This is a genomic window from Pseudomonas sp. HS6-2, from assembly GCF_049325675.2.
Lineage (GTDB): Bacteria > Pseudomonadota > Gammaproteobacteria > Pseudomonadales > Pseudomonadaceae > Aquipseudomonas > Aquipseudomonas putida_N.
Genome location: NZ_CM143906.1, coordinates 1,760,572 through 1,774,018, shown reverse-complemented (window position 1 = coordinate 1,774,018; position 13,447 = coordinate 1,760,572). Strand labels below are relative to the sequence as shown.

The 13,447-nt window shown below is 63.8% G+C and carries 16 protein-coding genes; all 16 read right to left on the bottom strand.

Going from position 1 to position 13,447, the window contains the following annotated elements; genetic code table 11:
* Positions 1–4 precede the first annotated feature (4 nt).
* The 16 genes from fliQ to fliE all read right to left on the bottom strand — a co-directional run bounded on the left by fliQ (position 5) and on the right by fliE (position 13,387).
* On the bottom strand, positions 5–274 hold the full coding sequence (gene fliQ, locus ACOKS3_RS08330; RefSeq protein ID WP_103446496.1) for a flagellar biosynthesis protein FliQ: 270 nt from the start codon (positions 272–274) through the stop codon (positions 5–7).
* Positions 275–295: 21 nt separating this feature from the next.
* Positions 296–1,051: a flagellar type III secretion system pore protein FliP gene (gene fliP / locus ACOKS3_RS08325; protein WP_103446495.1), complete on the bottom strand. Its 756-nt coding sequence runs from the start codon at positions 1,049–1,051 to the stop codon at positions 296–298.
* A complete protein-coding gene (gene fliO / locus ACOKS3_RS08320; RefSeq protein ID WP_181004514.1) occupies positions 1,051–1,497 on the bottom strand; it encodes a flagellar biosynthetic protein FliO in 447 nt (148 codons plus the stop codon). Before fliO ends, fliP begins: the two co-directional genes overlap by 1 nt.
* Positions 1,498–1,509: 12 nt before the next feature.
* Positions 1,510–1,974 (bottom strand): flagellar motor switch protein FliN, encoded by a 465-nt coding sequence (fliN, locus tag ACOKS3_RS08315; protein ID WP_103448218.1) that lies wholly within the window; start codon positions 1,972–1,974, stop codon positions 1,510–1,512.
* 47 nt (positions 1,975–2,021) lie between these two features.
* A complete protein-coding gene (fliM, locus tag ACOKS3_RS08310) occupies positions 2,022–2,990 on the bottom strand; it encodes a flagellar motor switch protein FliM (protein WP_027921190.1) in 969 nt (322 codons plus the stop codon).
* A 9-nt stretch (positions 2,991–2,999) separates the two neighbouring features.
* Complete coding sequence (gene fliL, locus ACOKS3_RS08305) at positions 3,000–3,497, bottom strand: flagellar basal body-associated protein FliL (RefSeq protein WP_103446493.1); 498 nt, start codon at positions 3,495–3,497, stop codon at positions 3,000–3,002.
* 172 nt (positions 3,498–3,669) lie between these two features.
* Entirely contained in the window at positions 3,670–4,974 is a 1,305-nt protein-coding gene (locus ACOKS3_RS08300) for a flagellar hook-length control protein FliK (protein ID WP_103446492.1), read from the bottom strand.
* 71 nt (positions 4,975–5,045) lie between these two features.
* Positions 5,046–5,393 carry an Hpt domain-containing protein gene (locus tag ACOKS3_RS08295; protein ID WP_103446491.1) on the bottom strand — a complete coding sequence of 116 codons (348 nt, stop codon included), beginning with the start codon at positions 5,391–5,393 and terminating at the stop codon, positions 5,046–5,048.
* A gap of 60 nt (positions 5,394–5,453) precedes the next feature.
* Positions 5,454–7,145, bottom strand: a complete 1,692-nt coding sequence (locus ACOKS3_RS08290; RefSeq protein ID WP_103446490.1) for a fused response regulator/phosphatase — start codon at positions 7,143–7,145, stop codon at positions 5,454–5,456.
* Between the two features lie 8 nt (positions 7,146–7,153).
* Complete coding sequence (locus tag ACOKS3_RS08285) at positions 7,154–7,459, bottom strand: STAS domain-containing protein (protein ID WP_103446489.1); 306 nt, start codon at positions 7,457–7,459, stop codon at positions 7,154–7,156.
* A 169-nt stretch (positions 7,460–7,628) separates the two neighbouring features.
* On the bottom strand, positions 7,629–8,081 hold the full coding sequence (fliJ, locus tag ACOKS3_RS08280) for a flagellar export protein FliJ (RefSeq protein WP_103446488.1): 453 nt from the start codon (positions 8,079–8,081) through the stop codon (positions 7,629–7,631).
* 6 nt (positions 8,082–8,087) lie between these two features.
* A complete protein-coding gene (gene fliI / locus ACOKS3_RS08275) occupies positions 8,088–9,446 on the bottom strand; it encodes a flagellar protein export ATPase FliI (protein ID WP_103446487.1) in 1,359 nt (452 codons plus the stop codon).
* On the bottom strand, positions 9,436–10,197 hold the full coding sequence (gene fliH / locus ACOKS3_RS08270; protein WP_103446486.1) for a flagellar assembly protein FliH: 762 nt from the start codon (positions 10,195–10,197) through the stop codon (positions 9,436–9,438). Before fliH ends, fliI begins: the two co-directional genes overlap by 11 nt.
* 54 nt (positions 10,198–10,251) lie before the next feature.
* Complete coding sequence (gene fliG / locus ACOKS3_RS08265) at positions 10,252–11,271, bottom strand: flagellar motor switch protein FliG (protein ID WP_060508302.1); 1,020 nt, start codon at positions 11,269–11,271, stop codon at positions 10,252–10,254.
* Entirely contained in the window at positions 11,264–13,039 is a 1,776-nt protein-coding gene (fliF, locus tag ACOKS3_RS08260) for a flagellar basal-body MS-ring/collar protein FliF (protein WP_103446485.1), read from the bottom strand. The genes fliG and fliF overlap by 8 nt, the downstream gene beginning before the upstream one ends.
* Before the next feature lie 15 nt (positions 13,040–13,054).
* Positions 13,055–13,387 carry a flagellar hook-basal body complex protein FliE gene (gene fliE, locus ACOKS3_RS08255; RefSeq protein ID WP_103446484.1) on the bottom strand — a complete coding sequence of 111 codons (333 nt, stop codon included), beginning with the start codon at positions 13,385–13,387 and terminating at the stop codon, positions 13,055–13,057.
* Positions 13,388–13,447: the final 60 nt, after the last annotated feature.

Here is a 13,447-nt window from a genome sequence, read left to right as displayed (position 1 = left end):
AGGTTCAACCGATCAGCTGCGGGATGCTGGTGTACAGGCCGGTGATGTACTCCATGAACTTCTGCACCAGCCAGGGCCCGGCGACGATCAGTGTGACCAGCATCACCAGCAGGCGCGGCAGGAAGCTCAAGGTCTGCTCGTTGATCTGCGTGGCCGCCTGGAACATCGCCACGATCAGGCCGATCAGCAGGCTCGGTATCACCAGGATGGCAACCATCAGGGTGGTCAGCCACAGCGCGTCACGGAACAGGTCGACAGCAACTTCAGGTGTCATGCAGGGCTCTCCTTGGCGGCGTCAGACGCCGCCGAAACTGCCGGCCAAGGTACCCATGATCAGCGCCCAGCCATCGACCAGGACGAACAGCATGATCTTGAATGGCAGCGAGATGATCAGCGGCGACAGCATCATCATACCCATGGCCATCAGCACACTGGCCACCACCATGTCGATAATCAGGAACGGGATGAAGATCATGAAGCCGATCTGGAACGCGGTTTTCAACTCCGAAGTGACGAACGCCGGCACCAGGATCGTCAGCGGGACTTGGTCGGGGCCGGCGATGTCGGTGCGCTTGGACAGGCGCATGAACAGGTCGAGGTCGCTCTGCCGGGTCTGCGCCAGCATGAAGTCCTTGAGCGGGCCCTGGGCCTTCTCGATGGCCTGCTGGGCCGTCATCTTCTCGCTCAGGTACGGCTGCAAAGCATCCTGATTCACTCGGTCGAACACCGGCGCCATGATGAACATGGTCAGGAACAGCGCCATGCCGGTCAGCACCTGGTTCGAGGGCGTCTGCTGCAGGCCCAGGGCCTGACGCAGGATCGAGAACACGATGATGATGCGGGTGAAGCTGGTCATCAGGATGACGAACGCAGGAATGAAGCTCAGCGCCGTCATGATCAGCAGGATCTGCAGGCTGACCGAATACTCCTGCTGCCCGTCCGCAGTGTTGGACAGGGTGATGGCCGGGATCGACAGCGGGTCGGCGGCCAGGGCCAGCGGCGCGGCCAGCAGCAGCGCCAGGGTCACTACAATGCGCAGCGCGCTGCTCATCACTTCTTGTCCTTCTGATCCTTGCCCATCAGCTCCATCAGCCGCTGGGCAAATTCCGGCGTCGCCTGGCGGGCGCTGGCGGGCACTTCGACGGGCTCGGCCAGCACATGCAAGGCCTCGATGCTGCCGGGGGTATGGCCGATGAGGATCTGCTCCTTGCCGACCTGCACCAGCAACAGCCGGTCACGCGGGCCGATGACGCGACTGCCGACGACCTCGATCACCTGGCCGCCCTTGGGCGTGGCGCCCTGCATGCGGCGCAGCGCCCAGGCCAGGAAGAAGATCAGCCCCACCACCAGCAACAGGCCAAACACCATCTGCGCCAGCTGCCCACCCAGGCTGCCAGGCGCAGCGGCCGGCGCCGCAGCCGGGCTGGCTGCAGGCGTGGCGGCGGCGATGGCCAGGTCGCTGACCAGTAGCGTGGCCAGGGCCATCACGGCCCGCATCGTGCCCTTCACTCAGCGCAGCTTCTTGATACGTTCGCTGGGGCTGATCACGTCGGTCAGGCGGATGCCAAACTTCTCGTTGACCACGACCACTTCGCCATGGGCGATCAGCGTGCCATTGACCAGCACATCGAGCGGCTCACCGGCCAGGCGATCGAGCTCGATCACCGAACCCTGGTTGAGCTGCAGCAGGTTGCGGATGTTGATTTCGGTACTGCCCACTTCCATGGAAATGCTTACCGGAATGTCCAGGATGACATCCAGGTTCGGGCCTTCGAGGCTGACGTTCTCGTTCGGCCGCGGCGAGCTTGCAAACTCTTCCATCGGCAGGCGACCGGCACCGGGCTTGCCGCCGTCACCGGCGAGCAGCGCGTCAATATCGGACTGGCCGGCATCACCGGTTTCTTCCAGGGCCGCAGCCCATTCATCGGCCAAGGCCTGGTCTTCCGGGGAAGTGATCTCGTTTTCGTTAGCCATGATGTCCTCGACAGGCATTCAATTCTTTAAGAGCGACCGGCACGCGTTCAGCGGCGCTCGATCGGGTCGATGATCTGCAGGGCCAGGTTGCCCTTGTGCGAGCCCAGGCGCGCCTTGAACGACGGCACGCCATTGGCGCGCAGTACCAAGTGCTCGGGCAGCTCCACCGGGATCACGTCGCCGGCCTGCATGTGCAGGATGTCGCGCAGCTTCAGCTGGCGGCGGGCAACCGTGGCGGTCAGCGGCACGGAGACGTCCAGCACGTCCTCGCGCAGGGCCTTGACCCAGCGCTCGTCCTGGTCGTCGAGGTCGGACTGGAAGCCGGCATCGAGCATTTCCCGCACCGGCTCGATCATCGAATAGGGCATGGTCACATGCAGGTCGCCGCCACCACCGTCCAGTTCGATATGGAAGGTCGACACCACCACCGCCTCGCTCGGGCCGACGATGTTGGCCATGGCCGGGTTGACCTCGGAGTTCATGTACTCGAAGTTGACCGGCATGATCGCCTGCCAGGCTTCCTTGAGGTCGACGAAGCACTGGTCCAGCACCATGCGCACCACGCGCAGTTCGGTGGGGGTGAATTCGCGACCCTCGATCTTGGCGTGACGGCCGTCACCACCAAAGAAGTTGTCCACCAGCTTGAACACCAGCTTGGCGTCGAGAATGAACAGCGCGGTGCCACGCAGTGGCTTGATCTTGACCAGGTTGAGGCTGGTCGGCACGTACAGCGAATGCACGTACTCGCCGAACTTCATCACCTGCACGCCGCCTACCGCCACATCCGCAGAGCGGCGCAGCAGGTTGAACATGCTGATGCGGGTGTAGCGGGCGAAACGCTCGTTGATCATTTCCAGGGTCGGCATGCGACCCCGCACGATCCGATCCTGGCTGGTCAGGTCGTAGCTTTTGATGCTGCCAGGCTCGGCAACGCTCTCGGTCTGTACCAGACCATCGTCGACGCCATGCAACAGGGCATCGATCTCATCCTGGGACAGCAGGTCCTGTACGGCCATTGCGGACTCCTACTGCAATACGAAATTGGTGAACAGCAGCTGGTCGACCACCGGCTTGCCGACTTCCTTCTGCGCCACTTCCTGGACCACCGCGGTGGCTTTCTGACGCAGCATCTCCTGCCCAACCGAACTGGCCGCCAGGGTGTCGAAGCCCTGCCCGGAGAACATCATCACCAAGTTGTTGCGGATCACCGGCATGTGCACCGAGAGTGCATCCAGGTCGGCCTGACTACGGCCTTGCATGGTGATGCTCAGCTGCATGTAGCGCTGACGGCCGTTCTGGTTGAAGTTGACCACGAAGGCAGGCGCCAGCGGCACGTAGATCGCAGGGGCCTTGACGGTGGTGGCGGCCGCTTCAGGGGCCGGTGCCGATTCACTCTTGTGCATGATGAACCAGGTGGCACCCACCGACAGGCCGACTGCCAGCAGCAGGGCCAGCACCAGCAGCAGGATCAGCTTGAGTTTGCCTTTTGCGGCGGGGTCTTTCACTGCGTCGCTCTTCGCCATGCCAATAATCCGTCGTCCATCGGGGTTTCAAAGGAGGATGACGTGGCTTGAGCAAGTGTTATGCCATGTTTGGTTCGAGAGGTGTGTCGCCTTTGCGATCGAGCGCAGCTCGCGACGCGCCGCGCGGGCGGCGCTCAATCTCACCGGCGCTGCAGATCCCAAGTCAGCTCCATCAGGCGTAGTAATCGACCGCACTGTCGCCAATGACTACCTGCTGCTCGACAGCCCGGGAGGCCTCGCCCAGCCCACTCTGCTCGCCCTCACCACCCTGCGCCCGGCGCGCGGCCACCCCGGACAGCTGCGAGCCATCCTGTTGCGCCTGCTGCTGTTGCTGGCGCGACTGGTCGGCGACATTCACGTCCGGCTGTGCCAGCCCCTGCTGGGCAAACAGCTCGCGCAGGCGATAAACCTGGCTGTCCAGCGCATCACGCACACCCGCATGGCCACTGACGAAGGTGATCTGGGTAGACTGGTCGGTCGCGACATTGACCCGGATATCGAGGCGCCCGAGCTCAGCGGGCTCCAGCTGGATGTCCGCCGACTTCAGGTTCTGGCTGGACAGGTACATGACCCGATTGACCAAGCCCTCGGCCCACGCGCCCTGGTTCATCTGCAATGGCTGATGGAGCGGGTTGGCGCTGACCGGCACGGCATTGGCGGTCTTGGCGGTAACGGCCTGGGTCAGGCTGGCCAGGCGGTTGGCGAAGTCATCGACACGGGTATCGCTACTGGCGCTCTTGGTGTCCTTGAGCCCGTCTTCAAGCAACGCGCCAAAAGCCTTGTCGCCGGTCTCGGACTTTCCTGCCTCGCCCTCGACCTTCTCGATCAGGGTCGCCAACGGATTGACGGCCGCCTGCCCATCATCGGACCGGGTTTTGCCAGGTTCGGCAGCGTGCGCCGACGTCGTGCCTTTGGCCTGGGCGTTCTGCTCCAGGGCCAGGCGCAACGTTGGCAGGTTGGCCAAGGGGTCGGCATCCGGATCGAAGGCTTCGCCCTCGGGCTGCTCGGGCAATGGCTCGGCAACCGCTGCCGCCGGAGGCTGCTGGATAGCCGCCTGCAACACCGGCGCCACTGCTTCGGCCTGGGCCTGCAGCAACTGCGCACCGGGCTGCGCATCGGTCACCTGCCCCGCCACCAGATTGGCATCGAGCGAGCCTGAGTCGCTGGTGGCTGCAGCATCGGTGGCCTGCGACGCATCGTCTGCTGGCAATTTGTTGCCGCCATCGGCAACCGTCGGTTTGTCGTCGGCCTGCTTCTTGCCGCCCTGGGCAACGTCGGGTTTGTCCTTTGGATTGGGCTGAGCAACCTTGTCATTGCGAGCGGGTGTCTTGTCACGCGCCTGCCCCGCCATGACCTGATCGAAGCCGCCGCCTAGTCCGCCCGCCACCTGCAGCGGCTTGTCCACCCGCGAGGAGCCCGCGTTCGACGGCTTGCTCAGGGAGCTGGCTTGCAACAAAGGGTTAGGTGCGACAGGCATTGAGCGGTCTCCGCGCCAGAAACTGAAATATCATCTGGCCATGGAGAGGCAAAACTCGCGCCAACTTTCCATCAATTAGCCGAAACGCGCTCACGCTCGCTGCGATAGAAGCACTGCACCTCCAGGTATTCCTCGTCGATCCGGTGGATCAGGTCTTCGATGCCATACAGCGGCCGCACCTTCACGCGCTCTTCAAGCTGCTGGCACAACCGGGCAAGGCCGACAGCCCCCATGTTGCTGCTGCTGCCCTTGAAGCTGTGCGCGGCCATGCCGAGCTCATCGGCGCTCTTGGCCTCATGCAGCTGGCTCAAACGCTGCTCGGAATCTTCCAGAAAGGTTTCCAGCAGCTGCAGGTAGCCATCTTCCATGACCTCCTGTAGCTCGCTGAGTACCTTGTGATCGATATGCATGTCAGTCACTTGTTCACTCCTTGATCAAGCCGGATTATGCCTGAGCCGCCCCGCGGCCCTCCATACGCATCACCAATCGAACTGAACGCGCGCACAGCGGCCGCCTTCACTCCACTCGGCACGGCTGCCAAGCCGCTGCACCAGGTTCAGCCCGCGCCCGCTCAATTGCTGTTCATGGGACGGACGCGACAATACGCGCTGCACGTCGAACCCCGCACCACTGTCGCGGACCTCGATGGTGAGACGCCCACCCGCCCCCGAGGGTTCCACCTTCAGGTCGATGCGCACGAAGCCCTCAGCCAACACCACCAGGCGCCGGGCCCGCTCCTGATAGTAGTTGGCAAACCCCTGTACATCACGCTTGAGCCGTGAGTCCAGGCCCAGCACACCATGCTCCAGGGCATTGGAATACAACTCGCTGAGCACACTGTGCAAGGCGCCGGTACGCGGTCGCAGTCCGTGTATTTCCTGCAACAACTGCACCAGGTAAGGCACCGGGTTGAATCGCTTGAGGCTTTCGCCACGCAACTCGAACCCCAGCACCCAGTCCAGCGGGCTGGAGCGCCCGCTGTCGGAATACAGAGTCGGCGCAGGCACCCGGTCTTCGCTACTGAACATGCGAATGTCACACAGACTGATGTCATCCCGAGGCCGCCCGCCGAAATGTTCCAGGGCATGCATCACTTCATCGAACAACTGCGCCGGGTCACGATTGGCGGCCAGCACCTCGCGCAGGCGCTCGACTCCGAACAGGCGTTCCTGCTCATCTGCGGTATCAACCACGCCATCGGACAGCAGCAGCAGCCGCTCTCCCGCCGCCAACGGCAGCACTTCGGTGCTGTCATCGAAGCGCTCCGGTGCCAGGATGCCCAGCGGCAGATGACGCGAACCCAGGCAGCCGAGCACTTCGCCGTCGGCCGACAGCCGGTAGCCGTCCGGCATGCCGCCATTCCACACCTCCACCGCACCGCGCTGCACACTCAGGTTGAGCAGCAGCGCGCAGCAGAACATGTCCACGGGCAGGATGCGCTTGAGCTTGGCATTCATCTCGCGGAGCATCTGCGCCAGGCCGTAGCCTTTCGCAGTCATGCCGTAGAACACTTCCGCCAGCGGCATCGCGCCAACTGCGGCCGGCAGGCCATGGCCGGTGAAATCCCCCAGCAGCACATGCATGTCACCGGACGGGGTGAACGCGGCCAGCAGCAAGTCGCCATTGAACAGCGCATAAGGTGACTGAAGGTAACGGATGTTCGGCGCCGTGATACAGCCGGAATGCGCGACCTTGTCGAACACCGCCTTGGCCACCCGCTGCTCATTGAGCAAGTGGTGATGGTGACGGGTGATCTGATCCCGCTGCTCGAGCACGGTCGCCTGCAAGCGGCGCAGGCGGTCCATGGCGCGGATCTTCGCAGCGAGGATCACCGCACTGTAGGGCTTGGCCATGAAGTCGTCGCCCCCGGCCTCCAGGCAACGCACCAGTGCATCCTCCTCGTTCAGCGAAGTCAGGAAGATGATCGGCACCAGCGCCTCGCCGGCCAGCGCCTTGATCTGCCGCGCCGCCTCGAAACCATCCATCACCGGCATCAAGGCGTCGAGCAACACCAGCTGCGGGCGCTTCTCGGCAAACAGCGCCACGGCCTGCTCGCCATTTTCCGCCGTGTACACATGATGGCCCTGGCGACGGACGATCTGCGCCAGCAGCAGGCGGTCGACCGCCCCGTCCTCGGCCACCAGCACGGTCAATGCCTGTTCGGCCGGCATCTGGGCACTCAACTGATGTCGAACAGTTTTTCGAAATTGGAAATGGCCAGGATCTTGCGCACGTCGGAGCTGGCATGCACCACGCGCACGTCCGAGTCGTCACCGCCGGCATGATCACGCAGCAACAGCAGCATGCCCAGCGCAGAGCTGTCCAGATAGGTGGCGTCCTTCAGGTCGACCACCACTGAGTCGGGCCTGTCAGGCTGGCGTTCGTAGGCATCACGGAATTCCTGATGCTTGCCGAAATCGAAACGCCCCTTGACCTTGATCGTGAGCTTTTTCCCGTCCTGCGAAAAATCAGTCTCGACTGCCATGCTAGCGATTCCTTCGATGATGGCGAATGCAACTCTTCAAGGTTTAGCAGCCCGTGGCAGGACTGGCAAGGCAAGCCTGTACCGGCCTCTGCGCGGGGCAAGCCCGCTCCTACAGGGGATCACGCGTTCCTGTAGGAGCGGGCTTGCCCCGCGAAGAGGCCGGTACAGCTTACATATGTCCCTGCCTGGGCAAACGCTGCGACAGTTCGTCCAGCAAGCGCTGCTCGCGCTTGTCTTCAGCCCGCCGCGCCTCGTCCATGTAGCGCTGCACCAGCTTGCGCAACCCTTCCACCCGGGCATAGGCCTGCTGCCAGGTGCCACGGGCATTCTTCAGGTTGTTCTCATGCCAGGCCAGGCTTTGCCGCTGCTGGGTCATGGCTGTTTCCAGCTGGGCCAGGAAGCGCTGGTAGTTGAGCAGCCAACTACCATTCACCCCTTGCCCGCCACGATTGATCCACTGCGCCTGGTAACCTTCGCGGAACGATTCCAGCTCGGTCAGCTTGGCCTGAGCCTGAACCACCTGCTGCTGGAAGTGCCCCACGCGCTGGGCAGCCTTGCGCTCCGCCTCTTCGGCCATGTTGACCACAGGGGCCAGGCGCGTGGCACGACCGGGCAGGCTCATGGCCTATCAGCCCTTTGCTGGAGGCGTGAAGATCGCCCCCAGTTCGTCGCGGCTCTGGCCCATGCCGACATTCTCGTCCAGGCCCTGGCGCAGGAAGTCCACCAGCCTGGGCTGCAAGGCAATGGCCAGGTCGGTTTCCGGATCGCCGCCGGCGACATAGGCGCCCACGCTGATCAGGTCGCGGCTCTGGGACAGGCGCGACCACAGTTGCTTGAATTTCTGCGCCTGGCGCAAGTGGTCGGCATCCACCACCTGCGGCATGACCCGGCTGATCGAGGCCTCGATGTCGATGGCCGGATAATGACCTTCCTCGGCCAGGCGCCGCGACAGCACGAAGTGGCCGTCGAGCACGCCCCGCGCCGAGTCGGCGATCGGATCTTGCTGGTCATCGCCCTCGGACAACACGGTATAGAAGGCGGTGATCGAACCACCGCCGGGTTCGCCGTTACCGGCGCGCTCCACCAGTTTGGGCAGCTTGGCGAACACCGACGGCGGGTAGCCACGCGTGGCCGGCGGCTCGCCGATGGCCAGGGCAATTTCGCGCTGGGCCTGGGCAAAACGGGTCAGCGAGTCCATCAGCAGCAGGACGTTCTTGCCCTTGTCGCGGAAGTACTCGGCAATGCGCGTGCAGTACATGGCGGCGCGCAAGCGCATCAGTGGCGCATCGTCAGCAGGCGATGCCACCACCACCGAGCGCTTGAGCCCCTCCTCGCCGAGGATGTGCTCGATGAATTCCTTGACTTCGCGACCCCGCTCGCCGATCAGGCCAACCACGATGATGTCCGCCTCGGTGAAGCGGGTCATCATGCCCAGCAACACCGATTTACCCACACCGGTACCTGCGAAAAGCCCCAGGCGCTGGCCGCGACCGACGGTGAGCAGGCCGTTGATGCTGCGAATGCCCACGTCCAGCGGCGTGCTGATCGGGTCACGGTTGAGCGGGTTGATGATCGGACCGTCCATCGGCACCCAGTCTTCGGCACGCATGCCGCCCTTGCCGTCGAGGGCGCGCCCGGCACCGTCGAGCACCCGGCCGAGCATGCTCATGCCCATGGGCAGACGACCACTGTCGTCCAGCGGCACCACGCGCGCACCTGGCGCGATGCCGGCAATGCTGCCCACCGGCATCAGGAATACTTTGTTGCCGGCAAAGCCCATCACCTCGGCTTCGACCTGCACCGGGTGGTAGCTGTCGTCGTTGATCACCAGGCAACGCCCGCCCACCGCGGCGCGCAAACCTTCGGCTTCGAGGGTGAGGCCGACCATGCGCAACAGGCGACCTTCGACCACCGGCTGCACCGGTAGCTCGATCGCCTCGGCGTAGCCCCCCAGGCGCTTGCCAAAGCTGGTGCGGTCAAGGCGCATCGCGGGTGTCCAGTTCGACCGACATGTCCGCCGCCGCCGGGTGCAGGGCCTGGTCGTGCAGCTGGTCGAACAGTTGCGCCACGGCTTTTTCGATGCGGGTTTCCATGGTCGCGTCGATGCGGCTGTGCAGCGTCTCGATGCGGCAGCCGCCTGGCAGCAGGGCTTCGTCTTCGAGCAGCTTCCAGCTCTCCTCATGGCGTTCGCGCAAGGCCTTGGCAAGCTCGAAATCCTGCGGATTGAGGTGGATGCGAATGTTGTCGGCCCCCATCGGCAGCAGCTTCAGCGCTTCGCGCAGCACCTGGGTAATCTGCCTGGAGTCGCTGCGCAGCTCCCGGCCGACGACCTGGCGCGCCATGTGAGCAACCAGATGCACCATGCTGCGCTCGATCTGCGTGTCCTGCTCGGCGATCGGCTCCAGCAGATGCCCCATCAGCTGCTCCAGGCTGGCCAGCTTGACGGCGAGCGCCTCCTCGGCCTCCTGGCGCACCTTCAGTTGCGTGCTGTGAAAGCCCTCACGCTCGCCGGTGGCGAAGCCTTCGTTGTAGGCCTCCTGGCGGATCGCTTCGAGTTCTTCGAGGGTCAGCGGCTGGACTTCTTCCAGCGGCACCTCTTCGACTTCTTCGACGACTTCCGGCTCGGGCTCGGGTTCCGGCTCAGGCTCCGGGTCGAAGCTGGGCAGCGCCCAGACATCGACGCCCTCGAGGTCGCGGGCACGGATCAGGTCGCTGGGATGGGATTCTTTGGTGGGCATGTTTTCAGCTACTCAAAACCAACAAGGCCCCTGCACATATCAGGGGCCTGTGGATCAGATCATTTCCTCGGCACCCTTGCCGCCGAGCACAATCTCGCCGGCCTCGGCCATGCGTCGGGCGATGGTGAGGATCTCCTTCTGCGCCGTTTCCACGTCGCTGACGCGCACCGGGCCCTTGGCCTCGAGGTCGTCGCGCAGCAGCTCGGAAGCACGCTTGGACATGTTCTTGAAGATCTTGTCCTTGACCCGCTCGTCGGCACCCTTGAGCGACACCACCAGCACATCGGACGACACTTCGCGCAGCAGCGCCTGGATGCCGCGATCGTCGACATCGGCCAGGTTGTTGAAGACAAACATCAGGTCTTCGATCTGCTCCGACAGGTCGCTGTCGATCTCGCGGATCGCGTCCATCAGTGCACCTTCCACCGAGCTGTCGAGGAAGTTCATGATGTCGGCAGCGCGTTTGATACCGCCCAGGGTGGTGCGCGCCGCATTGGAGTTGCCCGAGAACTGCTTCTCGAGGATCTGGTTCAGCTCCTTGAGCGCCGCCGGTTGCACGGTATTGAGCGACGACACGCGCAGCACGATGTCCAGGCGCACCTTGTGGTCGAAGTTGCTCAGCACTTCACCGGCCTGGTCGGGGTCGAGGTAGGCGACCACGATGGCCTGGATCTGCGGGTGCTCGTAGCGGATCACATCGGCCACGGCACGTGGTTCCATCCACTTGAGGCTGTCCAGGCCGCTGGTGTTGCCACCGAGCAGGATGCGATCGACCAGGCCGTTGGCCTTGTCCTCGCCCAGGGCCTGGTTGAGCATCTTGCGAATGTAGGCATCAGAGCCGACGCCCAGGCTGGTCTGGTCGCCGACGATCTCGACGAACTCGCTCATCACCTGCTCGACCTGATCACGATGCACGGTGCCCATCTGCGCCATCGCCACACCGACCCGCTGCACTTCCTTAGGGCCCATGTGCCGCAGCACTTGTGCAGCATCGGTCTCACCGAGCGACAGCAGCAGGATCGCGGCCTTGTCGACACGGCTCAGCTTGGCGGTAATGGCTCGATTGTCACTCATCGGCGTTGATCCACTCTTTGACGACCTGGGCTACGCGGCCCGGGTCTTCGGCCACCAGGCCTTTGATTGCGTTGAGCTGTGCTTCGTAACCCTCGGTCGGGCTCGGCAACAGAATGCTTGACGGGCCACCGAGGCTGACACGGTCGTTGGCCAGTTCGCCATCCAGACCGATCATCCCGCCCAGTTCCATGTCGCTGTCCGCAGCAGCCTGCTTGCCGCCACCGGTGATGTTGTTGAGGACCGGACGCAGCACACCGAACACCAGCACCAGGATGAACAGCACGCCCAGCACCTGCTTGACGATGTCCCAGAACCACGGTTGCTGGTAGAACGCGATATCGGCGATCTCTTCGCCACGGTCGGCGGCGAACGGCACGTTGATCACGGTCACGCTGTCGCCACGGCTGGCATCGAAGCCCACCGCGTCCTGTACCAGGCGCGTGAAGCGCGCCAGGTCTTCGGCACCCCATGGGGCACGGGTGGTTTCGCCTTTGGCATCGACCTTGACCTGGTCGTCGACCACCACCGCCACCGACAGGCGGGTCAGGCGACCTTGCTGCTGGCGGGTGTGGCTGATGGAACGGTCCAGTTCGAAGTTCTTGGTGGTCTGCTCACGTTTGTCCGACGGGTACGGGGCCAGCATCGGCTGGCCGGTAGCCGGGTCCATGATCTGCTGGCCATTGGCATCCACCAGTGGCTGACCTGGCTGGATGGCACCGGCCGGCGCCGCAGCGCCACCGGTGGTTTGCGGCGCCGACGCCGGGCCTGGCGGCTGGTTGCTCAGCGCGCCCGGCACGCCCTGCGGGCCCTGGCTGCTGGCGCGTTGTTCGTTGACCGCCTGTTCGCTGCGCAGCGCCGGCTGGTCCGGGTTGAACTGCTCGGAGGTCGACTCGACCGCACTGAAATCCAGGTCGGCGGACACTTCTGCCTTGTAGCGGTCATTGCCAAGCACCGGCTGCAGGATGTTGTGCACACGCTGAGTCAGCATGCCTTCCATGCGGCGGCTGTAGTCGAACTGCTTGCCGGCCATGGTCAGCGCGGTGTCCTGCAGCTGCTCGGAAAGCAAATTGCCGCGCTGGTCAACCACGGTGACTTGCGACTTGTCCAGCTCGGGCACACTGGTGGCGACCAGGTTGACGATGGCCATCACCTGACCGGCTTCCAGCGAACGGCCCGGATACAGCTCAACCAGTACCGAGGCGCTTGGCTTGCGCTCGTCACGCACGAACACCGAGCTTTTCGGGATCGCCAGGTGCACGCGAGCGGCCTTGACGTTGTTCAGGCTGGAAACGGTACGCGCCAGCTCACCTTCCAGGCTGCGGCGATAACGGGTGGCTTCCATGAACTGGCTGGTGCCAAGCCCCTGCTCTTTGTCGAGCAGCTCGAAGCCGACATTGCCATCGCTCGGCGCCACGCCGGCCGCTGCCAGTTTCAGGCGCGCACGGGAGAGGTCGTCGGCCTTGACCAGCAGAGCGCCGGAGTTGGGCTCGACGTGATAGGGGATGTCTGCGGAGGCCAAGGTATCCATGACCTGCTTGGTGTCCATGCCGGCCAAGCTGCCGTACAGCGGCCGGTAATCCGGCTGCTGCGACCACAGCACCACGGCGAAGCCGATCGCCACGCTCGCCGCCAATCCGACCAGCAGGCCGACCTGACGCAGCATGGGCATCTGCGAGATGTTTTCCAGGAACGCCATGTTGAACCGCGCTGGCTTGGAACCTGGCGCACCGCTCTTGGCGGGGGCGTTATCGACGACTGCTTCAGCCATGACTTACTTCCGTCCTCAAACCGGCATCTGCATGATGTCCTGGTACGCCTGGACCAGCTTGTTGCGCACCTGAGTCAACGCCTGCATGGACACGCTGGCTTTCTGCGAGGCGATCATCACGTCAGTCAGGTCGACACCGCTCTTGCCGATCTCGAAGGCATTGGCGAGCTGGGTTGACGCCTGCTGGGTCTCGCTGACCTTGCCGATGGCCTGGCCGAGCATGTCGGCAAAGGTGCTTTGGCCAGGCGCCAGCTCGGGGGCAACGGTGGCTTTGGGCAGCGACATGGCATCGGCCTGCATGGCCCGCATGTCCAACATCAGACGATTGAATTCAACACCTTGGCTCATGACCTTCTCTCTCCGGCGGCCGCATTTTTTTGACACTCATGCGGCGGATAGCCCTGAACT